We start from the raw sequence: 19,270 nt of genomic DNA, 5'->3' as shown, positions 1-19,270 counted from the left end.
TTTGCTATATTCATTGACACTTTTGTGAAAAAGCCGCAAGCGGGCGTTCGACCTGCCGACCTCTCTATCCACAACAATCAAGGGAATAGAATGAATCAACTATCGCAAGCCGCGCGGGTATCCCCCGCCGCCGTCCATGTCCCCGCTACCAGCGGCCACAAAACGCTGTTCTCCGCCATCGCCACGCTCGCCCTGCTGTCCTCGGCGCCTGCCATGGCGGACGTCATCAGCTTCGACAATCTGCTGCCGGACGTGTACGAGAGCGGCCAGACGCTCAACACCGCGAGCTATAACCTGCAGTTCCTGGCCGATCCGACCACCGCCGCCGGCGGCGGCGTCAGCGGCGTGGGCGCCATCCTCGATGGCCGCGCGGGTTCCTCGTGCGATATCGCCGCCTGCCCGCAGGGCGGCACCGGCAACTACCTGGCCATCCTCAACGATGGCGGCGTGAATTTCTCGCGCGCCGACCACCAGGCGTTCACCCTGGCCGGCTTCGATTATTCCTTCATCTCGCCCGTGTCCGGCCTGCCGGACCAGAATTGGGGCAAGCTGCAGCTGAGCGGCACCTTGCTCAACGGCCAGGTGGTCAGCACCGCGCTGGATTTCCCTGGCCAGGGCAGCGATGGCAATTACTATTTCCAGAACGCCTCCCTGCTGGGCGGCTTCAGCAGCTATGTCTTCACGGGCCTGACCTTCAACGCGTGTATCTTCAACGACACGGGCGCGTGCAGCAATTCCCTCGATTTCCCCGCCTTTAACCAGGGCCAGTTCGCGCTCGACAACATCAATGTCAGCGCCGTGCCGGAGCCATCGACCTACATGCTGATGCTGGTCGGCCTGGGTGCCATCGGCATGCTGTCGCGCCGCCGCGCCAGCGGCAAGGCCGTCGCCAACGCCAACGTGCAAGGAGCGTAAGATGAAACTTCGTCCCGTCTCCCTTGCCATCCTCCTGCTGGCCGCCAGCCTGGCCCAATCGGCGCAGGCGCAGGAACGCCGCTCCTACATCGTGCAACTGGCCGACAAGCCGGCCGCCAGCTACACGGGCCAGGTCGCTGGCTTGCCCGCCACCAAACCGGCGCCTGGCGCGCGCATCGATGTGGGCGCCGCCGATGTGCAGGCCTACCTCAGCTACCTCGATACCAGGCAGGCCGCCGTGGCCGGCACCGTCAGCGCGGCCGAAATCACGCACCAGTACAGCGTCGTCTTCAACGGTTTTTCCGCCTTGCTGACGGACGAAGAGGTGCGGGCCCTGAAGAAAAACAGCGGCGTGCTCAGCATCAGCGCCGATTCCATACTGCAACTCGACACCAGCTACACCCCCAGCTTCCTGGGCCTGGACAAGCCGGGCGGCATCTGGGAGCAACTGGGCGGCAAGACGCATGCCGGTGAAGACGTCATCATCGGTATCGTCGACAGCGGCATCTGGCCCGAAAACACGGCCTTTGCCGACCGCCTCGACGAGAACGGCGTGCCTAGTCACAGCGGCAACAACGTCGTGTACGGCGCGCCGCCGGCCAGCTGGCAGGGTTCGTGCCAGACCGGCGAAGGTTTCAGCGCCGACAATTGCAACAACAAGCTGATCGGCGCGCGCTATTACCGCGCCTCCAGCGCGGCCCTGCACTGGACGGAATTCCGTTCGCCGCGCGACTCCGTCGCGGGCCTGACGGGCCACGGCGGCCACGGCACGCATACGGCATCGACGGCCGGCGGCAACAATGGCGCGCAGGCCACCTCGAACGGCGTCTCGCTGGGCAAGGCGTCGGGCATGGCCCCGCGCGCGCGCATCGCCGCCTATAAAGTCTGCTGGACGGCCGCCTCGACGGGCCGCAATGGCTGCGCCACGGCCGACAGCGTGGCTGCCATCGACCAGGCCGTCAAAGACGGCGTGAACGTCATCAACTTCTCCATCGGCCCGAATGCGGGCGGTGGCGCCTTCGACGAAGCGACGGAACAGGCGTTCCTGGGCGCCGCCAATGCGGGCGTCTTCGTCGCCACCTCCGGCGGCAACTCCGGCCCGTCCACGCCGGCGCCCGATGTGCCGGCCCCCGTCTCGCACATCAGCCCATGGCTGGCGACGGTGGCCAATTCCACCCATAACCGCCTGTACGCGGGCAATGTCATCCTCAGCAACGGCAGCAAGCTGGAAGGCGCGTCGAGCAATGCGAACACGCCGGCGCTGCCGCTGATCCGCTCGCGCGATGCGGGCCTGGCCGGCGTGTCGCCGACGGACGTCAACCTGCTGCGCTGCTACGGCGCGGCCGATGTCACCCAGGCTTACCTCGATCCGGCGAAAGTGGCGGGCAAGGTGCTGGTGTGCGACCGCGGCGGCAACGTGCTGGTCAACAAGAGCGCCAATGCCAAAACGGCGGGCGCGGCGGGCGTGATCATCGCCAACGTGGCCGGCGGCGCCAACACCATCATCAACCAGGCACACGTGCTGTCGACCGTGCACCTGGCGCAGGCCCAGGGCGACGCCCTGAAAGCCTTCATGGCGGCCAACCCGGACGGCACGGCGGCGCTGGGCGACATCCATACCATCGCCGACACGACGGTGCAGGCGCCGATCGTCAGCGACCGTTCCTCGCGCGGGCCGAACGTGGCCAATGCGAACATCCTGAAACCCGACCTGTCGGCACCCGGCACCAACGTGCTGGCCGGCGTCACGGCCGACCTGACGCAGGCCGAGCGCGATGCCGTGGCGGCGGGCGGCTTGGCGCCGGCGGCGGAGTGGGCGTTCTATTCCGGCACCTCGATGGCCAGCCCGCACGTGGCGGGCGTGGCGGCACTGCTGCACCAGCAGCATCCTGACTGGTCGCCGGCTGCCATCAAGTCGGCCCTGATGACGACGGCGTTCAACACCTATCCGGACGGCTTGAACGGCTCCGTCTCGTGGGATGCGACGGCGAAGAACTCGGGCCAGCTGCCCTGGGGCCAGGGGGCGGGCCATATCGCGCCCAACAGCGCGGCCGATCCCGGCCTTGTGTACGACCTGTCCGAGCTCGATTATTCGCGCTTCCTGTGCGGCCTGAACATCCGCACGCAGTATTCGTCCAATTGCGCCGTCACCGGCAGCATCGCCGCCTATAACCTGAACCTGCCGTCGCTGACGGCGGCCAATGTGCTGGGCACGCAGACCCTGACGCGCACGGTGACGAATGTGGGCAGCGGCAGCGCCGTCTACACGGCTTCGGCCAGCCTGCCAGGCTACACGGTGGCGGTGACGCCGGCCAGCCTGAACCTGGCGCCGGGCGCCAAGGCGCAGTTCCAGGTCAAGCTGACGCGCACCACGGCGCCGCTCGATACCTGGGTGTATGGCGCCTTGAGCTGGACGGACGGCACGCATACGGTGCGCAGCCCGCTGACGGCGCGCGGCAGCATCCTCGTCTCGACGCCGCTGGTAAAGAGCGAAGCGGCCACGGGCAGCAAGGTCGTGACCCTGGGCACGGGCTTTGCGGGACCTCTGGTCGGCGTCAAGTCGGGGCTGATCGAAGCCGTGCGCGACTCGCGCACGATCGGCCAGGCCAACAACAGCACGGCGTCGGCCAGCTGCAAGGCTGGTGGCGCCCCGGGCGTGAACGTGCACAACGTGGTGGTGCCGGCAGGCACCCTGGCGGCGCGCTTTGCCACGTATGACGCGGAAACGACGGGCGGCGCGCAGACCGACATGGACATGGAGGTCTACAACGCCGCCAATGTGCTGGTCGGCAGCAGCGGCAATCAAAGTTCCAATGAGCAAGTGGAACTGCGCCTGCCCGCCGCCGGTACCTACAAGGTGTGCGTGATCGGCTATGCGCCGCAAAACGGCCAGGCCAACTACACCCTGTCGTCGTGGGTGCTGGCCCCGGGCCTGTCGAATGGCGGCTTCAAGGCGCTGATGCCTGGCACCGCCTTCATGGGCGGCACGGCTTCCGTCTCGCTGGGCTGGTCCAACCTGGCCGAGGGCAAGCGCCACCTGGGCGCCGTTGGCTACCAGATCGCTGGCGTGATCCAGGGCGTGACCGTGGTCGAGGTCAATACCGATGATCCCGTGCCGCTGGCACAGGACGCGCGCGGCGACAAGCCGGTGCTGGCGCGTTAATCTTCCCGCCAGCCGCAACAGGGGCGTGCCTTCGGGCACGCTTTTTTTTTTGCCTGCGCAGGCGTGTTCGCCAGGAATAGCACTTGCGCGGCGGCAAAGGCAACGGTATCTTGTCGTTCAGCCATGGATTTGTACCCTGGCATACTTGGGGAGTCGCGCGTGACCAGTTTCCGCACCAATACCGACCGCCTGCTGGAAGTGCGCCTGCAGGATGAAAAAGTGCTGGCGATTGCCGGCGCCATGGTCGCCTATACGGGCAGCATCAAATTTGAAAAATCCCTGCTCGGTGGCGAGGGCATCTTTGGCGCGCTCAAGCGCAAGGTGACCAACGAAGGCATGCAGCTGATGCAGGCGTCCGGCAGCGGCACCGTCTTTTTCGCGCACAACGCGGCCGAGATCACCGTCATTCCCTTGACCGGTGAAAAGCTGACCATCGAAAGCAGCAGCCTGCTGGCCTACGATACCAGCCTGAAGACGGGCACCAGCTTTGCCGGCTTGCGCGGCGCCAGCTCGGGCCAGGGCCTGTTTTCCACCACCGTCGAAGGCCAGGGCAATATCGCCGTCATTTCGCGCGGCAACCTGATCATGCTGGAAGTGACGCCGGCGCATCCGCTGCGCGTCGATCCGGACGCCTTCGTCGGCTTCAAGGGCGACATCCGCCAGGAATTCGTCTTCGACGTCAACTGGCGCACGATGATCGGCGAAAGCTCAGGCGAATCGTACCAGCACAAATTCACAGGCCAGGGCGTGGTGTTCATCCAGCCCGCCGAACGCTAGGAGCGCGCGATGCCCGTTTATCAGCAAATCAATGAAAAGATGCTTGAGGTAAAACTCGGCAATGAAGAAGTGTTCGCGCGCAAGGGTTCCATGGTCTCGTACCAGGGCGACGTGGCCTTCAGCCGCTCGTTCCTGGCTGGCCAGGGCGTGCAAAGCCTGGCCATGCGCGCCGTCACGAATGAAGGCTATTCCCTGATGTCGGCGCGCGGCACGGGCAGCGTGTTTTATGCGCACGCGGGCCTGTTCGTCACCATCGTGCCCGTGCGCGGCGACACGTTTTACGTGGAAAGCGATTCCCTGCTGGCCTTCGACGCGCGTCTGGCGGCCGGCACCATGTTCCTCGGCAACCAGGGCGGCGTGCAGGGCGTGGTGCGCGGCATGGCCTCGGGCCAGGGCTTGTTTACCACCACCTTGCAAGGCACGGGCGAAGTGGCGATCCTGTCCGACGGCAACGCCATCGGTTTGCCTGTCACGCCGGACGTGCCCGTGTTTGTCGACCCGCAAGCGTATATCGGCCATACGGGCCAGCTGAGCTCAAGCATCGTCACGGACTTGAACTGGAAGACTTTTGTCGGCCAGGCCTCGGGCGAGTCCTACCAGGTGAAGTTCATGGGCCAGGGCACGGTCTACATCCAAGCGAGCGAAAGGTAAGCCATGACGATTTACAACCCCGATACCTTGCCGAAGAACGATAACCTGAACCGTTTTTCGTATGTCATCGACGTCAAGGAACAGATCTTCATTCGCAAGGGCAAGATGATCGCCTTTTATGGCGAGCTGCGCTTCGAAGCCATGGGCAGCAGCGTGCTCGACCTGATCGTGCGCAATGCCTTCAACGCGCCCAAGTACGTGCACCACTTTGTCGTCGCGCAAGGGCAGGGACAATTGATTTTGGGCGACAACGGCAACGACCTGGCATGCTACGACCTGGACAACGCCAACATGACCATCCGCGCGAAAAACCTGCTGGGTTTTACCAAGGATGTGATCTGCCAGGAATCGACCTTGCCCGGCTATCTGACCATGATCGGCACGGGCAAGGTCATCGCCTCGTCGAACGGCCCCGTGCATTTCCTGGAACTGCCATGCCGGGTTGACGAGCAGGCCGTGCTGGGCTGGGCCGATTGCCCCAGCCCCTCGTACCACTACGATTACGCCCACGTGCAGGGCTGGGCCTCGGCGGCCGGCGCACTGACGGGCTTTACCCTGTCGGGCGAGGAAAAGCAGATCGACTTCACGGGCGCCGGCACGGTGCTGGTGCAGTCATCCGAGCTGGACGTGTCGGGCAGTTCCACCCTGATGCAGCTGCTGTCGCAATTGCCGCTGCTGGGCAAGGAAGACCTGGGCAAGCTGAGTCTTTCGGTGCAGCAGCAGATGAAGGACAGTCGTTAAGACTAGGAAGTCCAAGAGTACCTGACCGAACCTTAGCGAGCGGAAGGGACAGGCAGCCGAGACGCGCAACCGTACTGAAGTACGGTGAGCATCGCAGGCTGCCTGTGCCGACGCGCAGCAGGTTCAGTCAGATACTCAAGGCCGCGCCCAGCTGGGCGGCCGTTTCTCCAAAAAGGCGGTCACGCCTTCCTCCGCATCCTCTTCCATCATGTTGCGCGCCATCACGTCGCCCGCATACGCGTAGGCGTCGGCCAGCGGCAGCTGGCGCTGCCGGTAAAACATCTGCTTGCCATAGCGAATGGCTGTCGGGCTCTTTGCCATGATGTGCTGCGCCAGGCGCGCCACGGCGTCGTCGAGCCTGGCGTCGGCCACCGTTTCGTTGACCAGACCCCAGTCGGCGGCCGTGTCGGCGTCGATGAAGCGGCCCGTGACCAGCATGTCGAAAGCCCGCTTGGTGGACACATTGCGCGACAGGGCCACCGATGGCGTGGCGCAGAACAGGCCCACGTTGATGCCGGAGACGGCAAAGCGGGCGGATGCGCCCGCCACGGCCAGGTCGCAGCTGGCCACCAGCTGGCAGCCGGCCGCCGTGGCGATGCCATGCACGCGGGCGATCACGGGCACGGGCAGCGCCTGGATGGCTTGCATCACGCGCGAGCATTGCGCGAACAGGGTTTGATAATACGCAAGCTGGCGCGTGGCCTGCATCTGGCGCAGGTCGTGGCCGGCGCAAAAAGCCTTGCCTTCGGCCGCCAGCACCACGCAGCGCACATGCGGCTCTTCGGCGATGGCGTCGAATTGCGCCTGCAGGGCCGCCAGCATGGCTTCCGACAGGGCATTGAATTGCAGGGGACGGTTCAGGCGCAGGGTGACGAGGCCATCGTGCTCCTCGCGCAGTACCAGCGGCGCGGCGGTATCCTGGGTATCGGGTATGGCGGTCATGCGGTCTCCAGTGGCCTGATGGCCTTTTTTTATGGATCTTGCGGGAAAAGCTTACTTGGCGGCGTTGACGCTGCCGATGCCGGCGATCGACTTGTGCACGATCTTCGGCTTGCCGTAATAGGTCAGTTCGCCCATGCCGCGCACCACGGCGTTCAGCTCGCCCGAGGAATACACCTTGACGTTGCCGATGCCGTCGAAATTGACATCGACGTTTTTCGCCAGCAAGGCTTTCGTGTCGACATCGCCCACGCCTTGCGCCTTCAGGCGCAGCCAGTCGACATTGCCATCGGCGGCCAGGCGGCCCGCGCCCTTGTAGCTGATGTCGACCCTGGGGCCGTTGAGCTTGCTCAGGATTTTTTCGCCCGCACCTTCGGCGATCAGCTTGCGCAGGGTGGGCATGGTGATGACGATGCGCGCATCGCCTTCAGTCTTCTTGATGCTCTTGTCCTTCAGCGAGATCTTCAGCTCGCCGTTGACCACTTCCGTGACGACGTTGCCGAGGAATTTCTGGTCGCCGCGCAGCAGCAGGCTCTGCTCCTTGCCCGATTCCACTTCGAGGCTGATGGGGCCGCGGATATCGATGGCATTGAAGGCGCCGACCGTGCGCGCCTGCTCGTCGGCATGCGCTAGGGGGGCGAGGCAAGCAAGCGAGGCGGCGGACAGGGCGGACAACAGGAACAGGTGGCGCATGGCGGTTTCCTTGAGTAGTTGATAAGTGTATTCTATGGTGCAACTTCTCCCGTGGGGAGAAAATTGCGACGAGCTGCACGAATCGGGACGTGGAAAGGACACACGGCCAGCGCCACCCGCGCGACCGCCACGCCGCCATTCGGCTATGCTAGCGCGTACCGCGTCCAGGAGACCAGATGAAAAATTACCACAAAGAAGATTATCCCGTCGCCGATATCCGCCGCTTTCTCGAACCGGGACCGGTGGTGCTGGTCAGTTCAAGCTGGAAGGGCGAGAGCGACGTCATGACCATGGCCTGGCACATGCTGATGGAATTTACGCCATCGTTGCTGGGCTGCTTCATTTCCGACGCTAACCACAGCTATGAAATGATCAAGCGCAGCATGGAATGCGTGATCAACCTGCCGACGGCCGACATGGTCGACCAGGTGGTGGCGATCGGCAATTGCAGTGGCGAAGACACGGACAAATTCGCCGCCTTCGGCTTGACGGCGCAGCCGGCCGAACAGGTGGGCGCGCCCCTGATCGCCGAGTGCTACGCCAACTTCGAATGCAAGCTGGCACAGGTGGCGGGCAACCCGAAGGGCGGCTTCTTCATCTTCGAATGCGTGAAAGCCCACGTGGCCACCTCGCCCAAGCTGCCGGAAACCCTGCATTACCGGGGCAATGGCGAGTTCATGGTCTCGGGCCGCACCATCAGCCGCAAGAGCCTGATGAAGCCTGAAATGTCGTAGGTCGGCGTAGGTCGGATTAGCGCGCAAGCGCGTAATCCGACGCCATTGTTGGCAAGGCTGGTGGTGGTGTCGGATTACGGCGCCATGCGCCTAATCCGACCTACGCCACATCCAAGCTGCGCTCAGATCACGCCCTGCGCCAGCATCGCATCGGCCACTTTGACGAAACCGGCGATATTCGCCCCATCCACATAGCTGACGGAACCGTCCGCGCGCGTGCCGTACTGTTTGCATGCCGCGTGGATGCCTTGCATGATCTGCAGCAGGCGCGCGTCGACTTCTTCGCGCGGCCACGACATGCGCGCCGCGTTCTGGCTCATTTCCAGGCCCGAGGTGGCCACGCCGCCCGCATTGCTGGCCTTGCCTGGCGCATACAGCACGCCGGCCGCTTCGAACGCCTTGGCCGCTTCGATGGTGGTCGGCATGTTGGCGCCTTCGGCCACGCATTGCACGCCATTGGCGATCAAGGTGCGCGCATCGTCGATATTCAATTCATTTTGCGTGGCGCAGGGCAGGGCGATGTCGACCGGCACATGCCATGGTGACACGCCCGCCTCGAAGCGCACGCCCGTGCGTTCGGCGTAGTCGCTGACCCGGCCATACAGGTGGTTCTTGATTTCCATCAGGATGGCCAGTTTTTCCGGCGTAAAACCTGCCTCGTCGATGATGGTGCCGCTGGAATCCGAAACAGTGATGACTTTCGCGCCCATGGCCATGGCCTTTTCCACCGCGTACTGCGCCACGTTGCCCGAGCCGGAGACGGACACGCGCATGCCTTCAAACGAGCGGCCGCGCGTTTTCAGCATTTCCTGCGCAAAATACACGGTGCCGTAGCCTGTCGCTTCCGGACGCATCAGCGAGCCGCCGAAGCTGGCGCCCTTGCCCGTAAACACGCAATCGGCGCGGTTGCTGAGTTTTTTCATCATGCCGGCCATATAGCCCACTTCACGCCCGCCCACGCCGATGTCGCCGGCCGGCACGTCCGTATCCGAGCCCACATGGCGGAACAGTTCGCTGACAAACGCCTGGCAGAAACGCATGACTTCGCCCGGGCTCTTGCCCTTCGGATCGAAGTCCGAGCCGCCCTTGCCGCCGCCCATCGGCAAGGTGGTCAGGGCATTCTTGAACGTCTGCTCGAAGGCGAGGAATTTCAGCACGGACAGGGTGACGGAGGGGTGGAAGCGGATGCCGCCCTTGTACGGCCCGATGGCCATGCTGTGCTGGATGCGGTAGCCGCGGTTGACTTGGACTTGCCCATGGTCATCGACCCATGAGACGCGGAACATGACCACGCGCTCCGGCTCGATCAAGCGTTCCAGCAAGCCTTGTTCCGCGTATTTCGGGTGCTGCTCCAGGAACGGCCACAAGCTCTCCATGACTTCGGTGACGGCTTGCAGAAACTCGGGCTGACCTGGATTGCGTGCGGCGACATGCTGGACATACTCGTGAGCAGATGCGTATTTCATCAGAATTCCATGGAGGTAATCGGTTATTTGGGCAACTATCATCGCAGATTTTGCACGAAAATGGTGCGGAAATTTGGTTTTGAGGGGTTTCTGCTACATGATGGGGATTTTTTGCGAGGCTCTGTCGTCGCCCGACAGGCAACTGGTCTGGCCGGAAAACTAACCAAGTGACGCTGCCGTTTCAGCAGGGCGGCAAGGCTGGCGTACGCCACGGCGCGCCGGCGTCGCCATGCTGGGATACCGCCGGTCACTGCCGCGATTGGGCGTGGCGCGCTGCCGTGCGCTGGGCTCGACGACATGTCCCGTGCAGAAACGACAACGCCAGCGCGAAGGCTGGCGTTGTGGTGCTTCATGCAACAAGCTGGCGAACGCCAGTCAGTCGATCACCCCGCCATGCCGCGCAGGATCAGGCCCGTGATGTAGGCGCCGTAGGTGCCCAGCGCGTAGCCGAGCACGGCCAGCAGGACGCCGACGGGGGCCAGCGAAGGGTGGAAGGCACTGGCGATGACGGGAGCCGAGGCGGCGCCGCCGATGTTCGCCTGCGAGCCCACGGCCATGAAGAACAGGGGCGCGCGGATCAGCTTGGCGACGAGCAGCATCAGGCCGCCATGCACGGCGATCCAGATCAGGCCCAGCAGGAACAGGAAAGGCTTGTCGAACAGGGCTTTCAAGTCCATGTGCATGCCGATGGTGGCCACCAGCACGTACAGCATGGCCGAACCGATGGTCGAGGCGCCCGCGCCTTCCAGGCTGCGCGCCCTGGTAAAACTCAGCAGCAGGCCGAAGGTGGTGGCCAGCACGACGATCCAGAAGAAGTTCGACGTCAGGCTGTAATCCTGCAAGCGCCATTCGGCCGGCAAGGTGTTGATCCAGCTGATGATGGGGCCGGCCAGGAAGTGCGACAGGCCCGTCACGCCCAGGCCCACGCCGAGGATGATCATGATGTCCGTCAGGTTGGCGATGCGCGCATGCTGGGCGCGGTAGCTTTCGATGCTGTCCTTGAGCGCGTTGATGGCGGATAAGTCCGCGCCGGTCCAGCGATCGAATGCGCCCGCGCGGCCGGCCAGGAACAGCAGCACGGCCGTCCAGACATTGGCCACCAGCACGTCGACGGCGACGAACTGGCCAAACAGGGTGGCGTCCACTTCAAACACTTCCTTCATGGCCGCCTGGTTGGCGCCGCCGCCTATCCACGAGCCGGCGACAGTCGTCATGCCGCGCCACGTGTCGCCCGCCACCGTTTCCGGGTGGATCAAACGCATGGCTTCGAACGAGACGAGGGCCCCCAGCATGACGCCAAGAGTTCCCGTGAGGAACATGATGATGGCCTTGGGGCCGAGGCGGATGATGCCGCCGAAATCGATGGCCACGCACAGCAGCACCAGCGCGCTGGGCAGCAGATAGTCGCGCGCCACGGCGTACAGGCCGGAGGCGTTGCCGTCGATGATGCCAAACGTGTTGAGCAGCGCCGGGATCAGATAGCACATCAGCAGCGAAGGGATATACGTGTAAAACTTTTTCCAGAAACCGTCGGCGCGGGAAGCGGTCCAGAAGACGCCTCCCAGGGTCATGGCAAGCAGGCCGAGGACGACGGCGTCATTGGTGATCAGGGCGGTAGTGGCAGGTGGCATCGGGGATTCCGGTGAACGTGTCAGGAATGCCCGGGTGCCGATCAGGCCCCCCGGGCGCAGGGTGGCCGTATCGTATAGCAATGTTGAAGCCTAAACAAATTATTTAGGTAGTGCCAGCTGGATTTTTCTTGTCAAATCAAACACTTGTGGGTAGGTTTGCCACTGCCGTCGCCAGACTGGCGGTTACAAATAACGCGCCAGCAAGGCCTTGTCCAGCGCGCCGTCGAGGGCGATGCGCACGAAGTGGCCGCTGCCGGGCGCCACCTGGATGTCGCTGCCATCGTCGGCCAGCATGCGCGCGATGGTGATGTCGCGGTTGCCGCCCGGATGCACGGCCTCGATGCGGTCGCCCACGGCAAAGCGGTTTTTCACTTCCACCCTGGCCCAGCCGTCCACCACTTCGAGCACGTCGCCCACGTACTGGCTGCGGTCCGCCTCGGAGGCGCCGCGCATGTAGTTCTGGTGCGCCTGCGTGTGGTGGCGCTGATAAAAACCATCCGTGTAGCCGCGGTTGGCCAGGCCTTGCAACTGGCCCAGGAGACCCATGTCGAAGGGACGGCCCGCCACGGCGTCATCGATGGCCTGGCGGTAGACTTGCGCCGTGCGCGCCGCGTAGTACAGCGACTTGGTGCGGCCTTCGACCTTCAGCGAATCGACGCCGATTTTCACCAGGCGTTCGATGTGCTCGACGGCGCGCAAGTCCTTGGAATTCATGATGTAGGTGCCGTGCTCGTCTTCGAGGATGGGCATCAGCTGGCCAGGGCGCTGGGCTTCTTCAATCAGATAGGGCTGGTCGGCCAGCGGGTGGCGCGGCTGCTGGTGCAGGGCGGAAAAGGCATTGTTGTCCGCTTCGGCCAGCGCCTGGTGAAATTCCAGCGGTACCACCTGCATGCCGCCCAGGTCGCCGCTGGCGTCTTCGGACGCGTTTTTCACCTTGTAGTCCCAGCGGCAGGAATTCGTGCACGTGCCCTGGTTCGGGTCGCGGTGGTTGAAATAGCCGGACAGCAGGCAGCGGCCCGAATAGGCGATGCACAGGGCGCCGTGGACAAACACTTCCAGTTCCATTTCCGGGCAGCGCTGGCGGATTTCCTCGATCTCGTCGAGCGACAGTTCGCGCGACAGGATCACGCGCGTCAGGCCCATGCGGTGCCAGAACTTCACGTCGGCCCAGTTGACGGCATTCGCCTGCACGGACAGGTGCACGGGGACGTCCGGCCACTTGTCGCGCACCATCATGATCAGGCCAGGATCGGCCATGATCAGCGCATCGGGGCGCATGGCGATCACCGGTTCCATGTCGCGCAAATAGGTTTTCAGCTTGGCGTTGTGGGCAAAGATGTTGCTGGCGACAAAGAACTGCTTGCCGCGCGCATGCGCGCCATCTATGCCTTCCTGCAAGGCTTGCAAGGTCGAAAAGTCATTATTGCGCACGCGCAAGCTGTAGCGCGGCTGGCCCGCGTAGACGGCGTCGGCGCCAAAATCGAAGGCGGCATGCATCTTGGCAAGCGAGCCGGCAGGCAGGAGAAGTTCGGGAGCGTGGCGCATGGAGGATGGGCAAAGCCGGCGATTCTAGGCCGGCTGGCGCGCCATTGCATTGCCCTGGGTCAAGGGATTGGCATTCGCAGCCGAAGTGCTCAGGCGTAAGGCGTACCCGCCAGGGCGGCGTTCAATCCGGTGTGCCCCTGGTCCACCAGGGCGAGAAAACCGGCCCTGGCCCGCTGCGCGTCGCCATGCTGGCGGAACGCCCGGTGCGCCTCGATCAGGGCCACGCTCCAGGTCGCCAGCAGCAGGCTGGCTGCCAGGTGGGCCAGCGGGTCGCCACTTTCCCGTCCCGTCGATTCCGTCAGCGTCTGCGCCACCACTTGCACGAGCTCGTCGCGGATGGCCCTGGCGCGGGCCTTGAGGGCGGCGCTTTCTTCAACGGTGGCAATAAAACCCTGGCCGGCGGCGGAAAAGGAGATGTAGGGACTGTCGTCGGCCACCAGGCGATGCGCGAGCAGGCGCAGGGTCTCGACGGGGGAAATGGCGGGGTCGCGCTGGCGCAAGGCGGCGCGCAGCAGTGTGCGGCCCTCTTCCTCGCGGTCGAAGAACATGTCTTCCTTGCGCGGAAAGTGGTTGAACACCGTCATGCGTCCCACATTGGCGGCCGCCGCGATCTCGTCCACCGTCACGTGGTCGAAGCCGCGCACGAAGAACAATCGCGTGGCGGCGTTGGAAATGGCTTGCCGCGTGGCCAGGCGTTTGCGGGAGCGGAGGTCGGTAGGAATGGTCATGTTGCCCCGATCATACACGAAGTGTACTGAGTACAGATATCGCTTGATGGCGCAGCACGGCTGGGCGTACTATTTATGTACTGAGTACATATTTAGATTGAGTATATGAAATTATTGCTTCCCGCCACGGCGCCCCTGCAGCAGCGCGCGCTGGTCGTCATCTTTGCCACAGTCGTGCTTGATGCCATCGGCATCGGCCTGATCTTTCCCATCCTGCCGGCGCTGCTGCAGGACGTTACGCATGCCAGCAATGTGGCGCCCTACATCGGCGTCATGACGGCCCTGTACGCGCTGATGCAATTCATTTTTGCGCCCGTGCTCGGTTCCCTGAGCGACCGCCTGGGGCGCCGCCCCGTGCTGCTGCTGTCCCTGGGCGGCGCCGCCATCAATTACCTGTTCCTGGCCTTCGCGCCCAGCCTGGGGATGCTGCTGCTGGGGCGGGCCATCGCCGGGCTGAGCAGCGCCAACGTGTCCGTCGCCACGGCCTACCTGACGGATATCTCCACGCAAGCGCAGCGGGCGCGGCGTTTCGGCTTGCTTAATGCCATGTTCGGCGCCGGCTTCATCATCGGCCCTGTGCTGGGCGGCGCGCTGGGCGACTACGGCCTGCGCCTGCCATTCCTGGCCGCAGCCGTGCTGAACATGGGCAATCTGCTGCTGGCGTTCTTTGCCTTGCCGGAATCAAGAACGCCGACACGCACGCGTATCGACCTGGCGGCGCTCAATCCATTGCGGCCGCTGCGCTGGGTCTTCGCCGAAAAGCGTTTATTGCCGATTACCCTGATTTTCTTCACCTTCAGCGCCGCCGGCGAAGTGTATGGCGTGTGCTGGGCGCTGTGGGGGCACGATGTGTTCGAGTGGAATGGCTTGTGGATCGGCCTGTCGCTGGGCGCCTTTGGCGTGTGCCAGGCGCTGGAGCAAGCGTTCCTGCCCGGCCCGGCAGTCAAACTGCTGGGCGAGCGGGCCACCATCCTGGCGGGCGTCGCGTGCGCCTGCGTGGCCCTGGTGGTCATGGCCTTTGCCACGCACAGCTGGATGATCTTCGCCATCATGCCCGTGTTCGCCTTGGGCGGCATCGGCGCGCCAGCTTTGCAGTCGCTGGCGACGCGGCAAGTGGCCGAGGACCGGCAAGGCCAGTTCCAGGGCGTGCTGGCCTCGTCCGTCAGCCTGGCGTCCGTGCTGTGCCCGCTGTTGTTTTCCAGCATTTATTTTGGCGTCAGGGCGTACTGGCCCGGCGCCGTCTGGCTCTCCGTCATCGTCGTGTATGTGGCGCTGGTGCCGCTCGTGCTGGGCTTGCCGCTGGCCTCGACCACGCCGGCGTCATCGCGCGGATAGGCATCCGGCATTGCCTGCGCCGCCGTGGGCGCAAAATCGTCGACCTGTATCAAGCCATCGACCAGGCGCGCAAATTCCAGCAAGGTATTGTGCTCATGGCAGCTGATGGCGCCTGCCGCCTTGGCGGCGGACAACCATGTTTGCATGGCGCTCAAGCTCTGCGGCATGTGCTTGAGATCCGCGTTGGCGTCTTTCAGGCGTTTCTCGATGGCCACCACTTGCGGCAGCAACATCAAGGCTCGTTCGGCGCTGGCCAGCGGATCGCCGCCCTGGCCGCCTTCGCTTTCCACGTAGCAATCGGCCAGCAGGCGTTCGCGGTCAGCGCCGGCCGTCTGCATGGCGTGCGTCACGTCGCTGCCGAGCTGGTCCGAAGGCGGACGATGCGGCAAGCCGAACGGGAACAGCACGGCGCGCAGCAATACCGCCAGCCCCCGCGCGGGGAAATTTTCCAGCACGCCAGCCAAGCCCTGCTGTGCCTTTACCAGCGCATCCTGCAGCGACCAGTGCACATACGGCAGGTCGGCAGGCGGCCGCCCGTCATCCTCGTAGCGCTTCAGCACGGACGAGCACAGATACAGTTGCGAGACCACGTCGCCCAACCGTGCCGACAGCCGTTCGCGCCGCTTGAGTTCGCCTCCGAGCACGAACATCGACATATCCGTCATGACGGCAAAGGCCGTCGACAGCCGCGTGAGGGCGCGGTAGTAGGCTGCCAGTTCCGGCGCGCCCGCTGCGGGAACGGCGGCCAGGCGCGCACCGCCCAGTCCGTACCACAGTCCCCGTGCCAGGTTGCCCAGCACAAAGCCGACGTGGCCAAAGAAGGCCGAGTCGAAATCGTGCAAGGCTTTGCGGCCATCGCTTTCCTTGACGGCCGCCATTTCCCGCAACACATACGGATGGGCGCGGATGGCGCCCTGACCGAAGATGATCAGGCTGCGCGTGAGGATGTTGGCGCCCTCGACCGTAATCGCAATGGGAATCTGCTGATAGGCAGTGGCGAGGAAATTGTTGGGCCCGCTGCAAATGCCCTTGCCGCCCAAAATGTCCATGCCGTCGTTGACGAGCGCGCGGCCCCGCTCCGTGACGTGGTATTTGACGATGGCGGAAATGACGGCCGGCTTTTCGCCCAGGTCCACACCCACCGCCGACAAGGTGCGCGCCGCATCCATCAGGTACAGGTTGGCGCCCATGCGCGCCAGCGCTTCCTGCACGCCCTCGAACTTGCCAATCGGCATGTTGAACTGGCGCCGCACGGCCGCATACGCGCTGGTGCCGCGCACGGCCATCTTGCCCATGCCCACGCTGGACGAGGGCAGCGAAATGGCGCGTCCGGCGGCCAGGCATTCCATCAGCATGCGCCAGCCTTTGCCGACTTGCGCCTGGCCGCCGATGACCCATTCCATGGGGATGAATACATCCTTGCCGGAAGTGGGGCCGTTCTGGAACACGGCGTTCAGCGGATGGTGGCGGCGTCCGATCACCACGCCATCGTGGCTGGCGGGGATCAGGGCGCAGGTGATGCCGGGCGTGTCGTCATCCGACAGCAGATGCTCGGGATCGCTGGTCTGGAATGCCAGGCCCAGCAGGGTCGCAACAGGCGCCAGCGTGATGTAGCGCTTGTTCCAGGTGATGCGCAAACCCAGGGTCGATTTGCCTTCATGCATGCCCATGCACACCACGCCCAGGTCAGGAATGGCGGCCGCATCGGAACCCGCATACGGGCTGGTCAGCGCAAAGCAGGGAATCTCGGTGCCGGCCGCCAATCGCGGCAGATAGTAGTCTTTTTGCGCTTCGGTGCCGTAATGCAGCAGCAGTTCGGCCGGCCCCAGCGAATTGGGCACCATCACGCTGACGGCCAGCGCCGAGCAGCGCGTCGACAGCTTCATCACCACTTGCGAATGCATGTAAGCGGAAAATTGCTTGCCGCCATATTGTTTGGGAATGATCATGCCCAGGAAACCCTGGCTTTTCATGTAGGCCCAGGCTGGCGGCGGCAAGTCCAGCAACTGCTGCGTATCCCAGTCGTTGACCAGTTCGCACAGGCGTTCGACGTCGTGATCGAGAAAATGGCGCTCCTCGGCGCTCAAGGTCGGCGGCGCATACGCCAGCAGCTTGGCCCAGTCGGGCTTGCCGGAAAACAGTTCCGCATCCCACCACGTGGTGCCTGCCTCGAGCGCATCGCGCTCCGTGTCGGACATGCTTGGCAAGATGCGCTTGAACAGGGCCAGCAGGCGCGGCGTGATGAGGGCGCGGCGCACGGGGCCGACCACGAACAATATAAGCAGGCCCAGCAGGGCCACCAGCAGAGCAATCTTGAGCATGCGATATCTCCCTGTGTAATGAGGACAGGGTAGACCGATGTGGCGGATGTTACTGTGCGGTACTGCGCATAGGGGGAAGCCCGGCCATTCACCTTGTGCCGCCGCAAACAGGAAAGCCAACTCTCAAGTTGCCTTTCCTGTCATGTTTTCCGGATTCCTGCTGGCCCGCGGCAGCATCGTGCCAGCGGCACAAGGATTTTCAAGGCCAGGCCCGGCCTATTTAGCGCTTTCCATGGATGCCACGGTGTCGAAAATATGCGCCAGCGCGCTTTCCATGGCGCCGGCGGTGGCGTCGCCGCTCTGGTTGGTGATGATGAAGACGCCAAGCTGGTATTTGGGAACGAGGTAGGCGTAGCTTTGCGCACGTGGCACGCCGCCATGGTGTACATAATGCGTGCCCAGCTGGCGATTGTTGCCGATGTTCCAGAAGTAGCCGATGCTGAAATCGTCCTGAAAGCGGACCAGCGGCTTGTGCGATTCAACCACTGCAGGATGGGCGCCCAATTGCAGGCGCAGATACTTCGCCATATCCGGCATGCTCGACATCAGGTTGCCGGCCGCCCCCCAGGGCAGTTGTGGCATCGGCGTCGTCATGACGGGATTGTCGCTGTGGTAGCCGGGCGCCAGGCGGCCGCTATCCTCGGCTGTGATTCTCAGCCTGGTATCTTGCATGCCGGCTTCGCGCGCGATGAATTGCGTAAGCAGGACTTCATACGGCATGCCATGGATTTTTTCCAGCGTGTGCGCAATCAGTTCGGTACCGGCGCTTGAATACGCGTAGTCCTTGCCTAGCGGACCGTTGATGCTGACCTTGTGCAAGTCCTGCCAGAATTGCTGTTGCCCGTAGCTGGCGTAGGCGGCATTGAGCTTTGCCGGCGTGGCGTGTGCGGTGAAAGCCTGCAATATGGTGTTCACCTGCAATGGCAGCATGCCCGGCATATTGCTGGTGTGCGTGATCAGATGGCGCAAGCGAATAGGCTGCCCCTGCCACTGCAGGTTCGGGTAGGCGGCCGGCAGGTACTGTTGTACGGGGTCGTCGAGCGCCGCCTTCCCGTCAAGCACGGCGTCCGCCAGGAGCAGGCCAGCAAAAGTTTTGCTGACTGAGCCTATTTCATACAGCGTTGCATCGTTCGGCGGATTGGCTTTGCCGGTCTCCAGTTCGCCTTGATGCAGAATGAATTCCTTGCCGCGATAAACGACAGCAATCGAGGTCGCGTGCAGCAATGGTGACTGCAGCACGGCGGTCGCGGTCTCGCGCATGGCCGCAGGAATGTCATGCGCAGGCGCTGTGGCTGCCGGCTTGCAGGCGGCCAGCATGAGCGTCATTCCAATTGTGACTGCAGCGAGTTTGGTCATCATGCGCACCATCCATGGGGGAAGGGAATTCTCGCATAATGGTTTCAGCGGTGGCAGAAAAAAGTCGCCGCACGATTTTTCCAGAGAGTGGATGGCGCTGCTGGATAAAAAAAACGCCACCCGAAGGTGGCGTTTTTTTTTAATTCTTGGTGGCCCGGGGCGGAATCGAACCACCGACACAAGGATTTTCAATCCTCTGCTCTACCGACTGAGCTACCAGGCCAAGGCGGCGAATTATAGCAGAAAGACTTTCCACCTGACCAGAGCTAGCTGTG

At 63.7% G+C, this 19,270-nt stretch carries 14 protein-coding genes, 1 tRNA gene and 1 pseudogene; 7 read left to right on the top strand and 9 right to left on the bottom strand.

What is annotated here, in order from left to right:
* Positions 1-90 precede the first annotated feature (90 nt).
* From ACQ4WR_RS20870 to ACQ4WR_RS20850, 5 genes are all read left to right on the top strand, one after another.
* A complete protein-coding gene (locus ACQ4WR_RS20870) occupies positions 91-915 on the top strand; it encodes an NF038120 family PEP-CTERM protein (protein WP_436489663.1) in 825 nt (274 codons plus the stop codon).
* A gap of 1 nt (position 916) precedes the next feature.
* Positions 917-4,078: a S8 family peptidase gene (locus ACQ4WR_RS20865; protein WP_436489661.1), complete on the top strand. Its 3,162-nt coding sequence runs from the start codon at positions 917-919 to the stop codon at positions 4,076-4,078.
* A 159-nt stretch (positions 4,079-4,237) separates the two neighbouring features.
* Positions 4,238-4,855, top strand: a complete 618-nt coding sequence (locus ACQ4WR_RS20860; protein WP_219726790.1) for an AIM24 family protein — start codon at positions 4,238-4,240, stop codon at positions 4,853-4,855.
* Between the two features lie 9 nt (positions 4,856-4,864).
* A complete protein-coding gene (locus ACQ4WR_RS20855; protein ID WP_102293491.1) occupies positions 4,865-5,506 on the top strand; it encodes an AIM24 family protein in 642 nt (213 codons plus the stop codon).
* Positions 5,507-5,509: 3 nt separating this feature from the next.
* On the top strand, positions 5,510-6,247 hold the full coding sequence (locus ACQ4WR_RS20850) for an AIM24 family protein (RefSeq protein ID WP_102293490.1): 738 nt from the start codon (positions 5,510-5,512) through the stop codon (positions 6,245-6,247).
* A 135-nt stretch (positions 6,248-6,382) separates the two neighbouring features.
* Here the strand turns inward: ACQ4WR_RS20850 and ACQ4WR_RS20845 are convergent, their stop codons facing one another.
* On the bottom strand, positions 6,383-7,189 hold the full coding sequence (locus ACQ4WR_RS20845) for an enoyl-CoA hydratase (protein WP_436489658.1): 807 nt from the start codon (positions 7,187-7,189) through the stop codon (positions 6,383-6,385).
* A 51-nt stretch (positions 7,190-7,240) separates the two neighbouring features.
* Positions 7,241-7,879 (bottom strand): GIN domain-containing protein, encoded by a 639-nt coding sequence (locus ACQ4WR_RS20840; RefSeq protein ID WP_436489657.1) that lies wholly within the window; start codon positions 7,877-7,879, stop codon positions 7,241-7,243.
* A 176-nt stretch (positions 7,880-8,055) separates the two neighbouring features.
* Here ACQ4WR_RS20840 and ACQ4WR_RS20835 point away from each other — a divergent pair, with 176 nt between their 5' ends.
* Entirely contained in the window at positions 8,056-8,613 is a 558-nt protein-coding gene (locus ACQ4WR_RS20835; RefSeq protein ID WP_102293487.1) for a flavin reductase family protein, read from the top strand.
* A 122-nt stretch (positions 8,614-8,735) separates the two neighbouring features.
* Here the strand turns inward: ACQ4WR_RS20835 and gdhA are convergent, their stop codons facing one another.
* From gdhA to ACQ4WR_RS20815, 4 genes are all read right to left on the bottom strand, one after another.
* Positions 8,736-10,079, bottom strand: a complete 1,344-nt coding sequence (gdhA, locus tag ACQ4WR_RS20830; protein ID WP_102293486.1) for an NADP-specific glutamate dehydrogenase — start codon at positions 10,077-10,079, stop codon at positions 8,736-8,738.
* A 383-nt stretch (positions 10,080-10,462) separates the two neighbouring features.
* Positions 10,463-11,710 carry a DUF819 family protein gene (locus ACQ4WR_RS20825; RefSeq protein ID WP_436489654.1) on the bottom strand — a complete coding sequence of 416 codons (1,248 nt, stop codon included), beginning with the start codon at positions 11,708-11,710 and terminating at the stop codon, positions 10,463-10,465.
* 183 nt (positions 11,711-11,893) lie between these two features.
* On the bottom strand, positions 11,894-13,255 hold the full coding sequence (gene trhP / locus ACQ4WR_RS20820) for a prephenate-dependent tRNA uridine(34) hydroxylase TrhP (RefSeq protein WP_436489652.1): 1,362 nt from the start codon (positions 13,253-13,255) through the stop codon (positions 11,894-11,896).
* Positions 13,256-13,344: 89 nt separating this feature from the next.
* The gene (locus tag ACQ4WR_RS20815; RefSeq protein ID WP_436489650.1) at positions 13,345-13,983 is read right to left on the bottom strand and encodes a TetR/AcrR family transcriptional regulator; all 639 of its coding nucleotides are present in this window, start codon (positions 13,981-13,983) and stop codon (positions 13,345-13,347) included.
* A gap of 105 nt (positions 13,984-14,088) precedes the next feature.
* On the opposite strand from ACQ4WR_RS20815, the pseudogene ACQ4WR_RS20810 reads away from it, so the two are divergent.
* Positions 14,089-15,213 (top strand): annotated as a pseudogene (locus tag ACQ4WR_RS20810) (TCR/Tet family MFS transporter); the annotation flags it as partial.
* Here the strand turns inward: ACQ4WR_RS20810 and ACQ4WR_RS20805 are convergent.
* From ACQ4WR_RS20805 to ACQ4WR_RS20795, 3 genes are all read right to left on the bottom strand, one after another.
* Positions 15,189-17,639 (bottom strand): acyl-CoA dehydrogenase, encoded by a 2,451-nt coding sequence (locus tag ACQ4WR_RS20805; protein ID WP_436489649.1) that lies wholly within the window; start codon positions 17,637-17,639, stop codon positions 15,189-15,191. The pseudogene ACQ4WR_RS20810 and the gene ACQ4WR_RS20805 sit on opposite strands and share 25 nt — an antisense overlap.
* A 216-nt stretch (positions 17,640-17,855) precedes the next feature.
* Positions 17,856-18,965, bottom strand: a complete 1,110-nt coding sequence (locus ACQ4WR_RS20800) for a serine hydrolase domain-containing protein (protein ID WP_436489647.1) — start codon at positions 18,963-18,965, stop codon at positions 17,856-17,858.
* A gap of 177 nt (positions 18,966-19,142) precedes the next feature.
* A tRNA-Phe gene (locus ACQ4WR_RS20795) sits at positions 19,143-19,218 on the bottom strand.
* Positions 19,219-19,270: the final 52 nt, after the last annotated feature.

It is taken from the genome of Janthinobacterium amylolyticum (assembly GCF_051380655.1).
Classification (GTDB): domain Bacteria; phylum Pseudomonadota; class Gammaproteobacteria; order Burkholderiales; family Burkholderiaceae_D; genus Janthinobacterium.
Note: the sequence above shows the minus strand (reverse complement) of the source record. Positions and strands in the feature narration are given on the sequence as shown.